3 protein-coding genes are annotated in these 2,793 nt (G+C 38.4%); 2 read left to right on the plus strand and 1 reads right to left on the minus strand.

Features of this window, described 5'->3' with window-relative positions:
• Positions 1-120: 120 nt before the first annotated feature.
• Entirely contained in the window at positions 121-621 is a 501-nt protein-coding gene (yihI, locus tag AACU98_RS14505) for a Der GTPase-activating protein YihI (RefSeq protein ID WP_004249060.1), read from the minus strand.
• A 189-nt stretch (positions 622-810) separates the two neighbouring features.
• Here yihI and AACU98_RS14510 point away from each other — a divergent pair, with 189 nt between their 5' ends.
• Positions 811-2,274 carry a glycosyltransferase family 39 protein gene (locus AACU98_RS14510; RefSeq protein WP_161734989.1) on the plus strand — a complete coding sequence of 488 codons (1,464 nt, stop codon included), beginning with the start codon at positions 811-813 and terminating at the stop codon, positions 2,272-2,274.
• 13 nt (positions 2,275-2,287) lie between these two features.
• Positions 2,288-2,793 (plus strand): GNAT family N-acetyltransferase (locus tag AACU98_RS14515; protein ID WP_161734992.1); only part of this gene is annotated, 506 nt, incomplete at its 3' end.

The following is a 2,793-nucleotide window of genomic DNA, read 5'->3' on the forward strand; positions in this document are numbered from 1 at the left end:
AATAAATTTAAATAAAAAATCATAATTTCTAATTATGACTATTTAAAATAGAGAGAAAGGAAATGAACAGATACCAATATATATTTGGTATCTGTCAGATTAAGATAGGGTAACGATAAATTACTTACCTTTTAATAACTGCATAATATCTTCTGTTTTTTCTTCATCGTCATCTTCTTCAAACTCAATGCCTAATTCCGCCATTAACGCATCGATGCGATCAAGGGTTTTTTCAGTATAAGCTTGCTCTTCAGGATTGAGTTTACCCCCTTCTTCCAGACGAGAGAGTAATTCATCTAAACGAGTATCATTCTCTAAGAGTGCTAACTCTTCTTCTAACGATAAGCGCATAGGCTCCATTTTTGTTGGCGCGGATTTTTTCTTATCTACTTTAGGCGCCTGATTATCCACGATGAGTGGAATTGGTTTTTTACTACCAATACGTGGATCTTTCTGTTCATTGGTTTGCGCTTGCTCTTTTTTCATCGCTTCCTGCTGACGGTTACCAGCAGGATTGCCACGATGCTTTTTCTGGCGCTTACGTTCACGTCCTTCTGCATTTAGCTCTTCACGTGTTTTTTTACGCGTTTTAGCTGCGGGTTTTCTTTTAATCATATTCATAATGGTAACTCGATTTGTGATCTTATTGGTTGCGCAATCTATCAGAAACTATTTTGCGATAAAAGCACGAATTTAAGACAATTTAATATTTACTCACGTACAATGTAGCGCTCGGTTTACTATACTTTACTGTATTGTGATAGCAATTAACTATAAATTTAAACTAATTAACTTAACATTCTGTTTATTATGACATTATCATTTGCTCGATTACGCAAACCAGTTTATTGGTGGATAATTGGTTATGCGGTTTTATGGATTATCGTCAGCTATTTATTTGATCCCACCGTACCTTATGATGCCGTAGAAGCGGTTAACTGGGGTACTAATGGCGGTTGGGGCTCACCTAAAAACCCTTGGTTTGTTGGTTTTATTATGTGGCCAGCCATTTATGGTGGTATTGATTTTAGCTTTTATTGGTATTTTATCCACTTTATGATGATAGCCATCGGCTTATTAGGTGTTTGGAATTTAGCCTATAAGTTAACCAAAAATTATCACCTAGCTTGGTTTGCCATGTTAGGTTTAAATTTATCAGGAATTATTAATTTCGATATCATTCCTTATAACGATAATTATATTTTAGTGGGTTGCTGGCCTTGGGCGCTCTATTTCTTTTTATGCGCTATCAATGACAACCCCAAATATTGGTGTGGATTCGCTGCAGTGATGGGGGTGGCTACTATGGGGAAATACTCCTCATTAGCCCTGATTGGTGCGGTATTCTTATTAAGCGTATTAGTACCTAAAGTTCGTCAAAGCTATCGCTCCCCTTATTTTTACTTTGCAATAGCTATCTGGCTGGCGTTTGTCATACCTAATTTTATTTGGTTGTGGCAAAACGACTTTGCCGCCTTTAAATGGGTCGACTCACAAATAGAAGCACGTTTTAATTTACGTACGTTACGTGCCGCTTTAACGGTTTTCTATCCAGTGCTACTAATGTGGGGAATTGTACGTCTTTATGGTGGGCGAGTTAGTTGGCGTACTTCTCAAGATAGTCAATTATTGAATTTTATTTTGCTATTCCCATTAGCGATTATTTTTATTTGGTTTAGTTTCCATGAAGGGGGACGTATCACTGAGTGGTTACAACCTTTTATGTCAGTGGCTACCGCTCTTTTTGTCGGCTCAATTAGTGTCATACCTAAGCGTTCATTACGTGGTGTGTTATATGGTTTAGCGGTTTTTGGTATGTTAGTGGTATCTGGTTATACGGTAGTACAAGCTGCTAATGTGCGTAATGCGGGTCAAAAGTTTATTGGTGTTAAAACCTTTGTACAAGATGTCGAGAATGCTTGGCATCAGCATTATCATCAGCCTTTATCTTATGTAGGGGGTGAGTATATGCATGAGTGGGTCACTTTTTATGGCAAAGATAGACCGCTATCAGCCCAACCCTGGATTGTCGAGAAAGATGTTCAGCCCCCTAATATTTATAACCGTCATATTACGTTGGCGCAATTAGAGGACAAAGGTGTCTTATTGATTGGCCCGGTGGGGTATTACTGTGATAAAGCCCATTTTGATGCGGGATTACAATATTGGCCGAGTTTAAAAATAGCAGATACTCAAGAGATCATGTTTCGCTCTGAGCCTGATGCACTGGCAGAGCCGGTATGTATCGCTTTTGTCTCGCCTAAACAGCAATAAGAGAAGTTGTAAAATGCGTTATGCTGATATTCGTATTGAAACAGAGCGATTATTATTACGCTCTTTTGCCATGAAGGATGCTCAAGAGTGGTTCCAGATCATGAGCTCTCCTGAGGTTACTCGTTATTGGAGCCATCTTCCTTGGCAAAATATACAACAAGCGAAGGAAGATATTATTCAGGATATTACGCATATGGAGCGTAAGGAATATCTGCGTTTAGCCATTATTGATAAAGCAACAGATAAACTTATTGGCATGTGTGTATTCTTCAATCATCATCTCCATTCTTGCCGTGGTGAAATTGGTTATTGTCTTGATAACGCCTTTCAAGGAAAAGGGTTGATGTATGAGGCAATGATTGCTTTTATTGATTATTTAAGAACACATCTATCAATACGCCGTTTAGAAGCGGATATACATCCCGATAACCAAGCCTCTAGGGCATTATTAACCAAGCTTGGTTTTGAGCAAGAAGGCTATTTAAAGCAACGCTGGATTGTTGGTGATGAAGTGTCTGA

This window comes from Proteus sp. G4380 (assembly GCF_963885725.1).
In the GTDB taxonomy this organism is placed as follows: Bacteria; Pseudomonadota; Gammaproteobacteria; order Enterobacterales; family Enterobacteriaceae; genus Proteus; species Proteus mirabilis.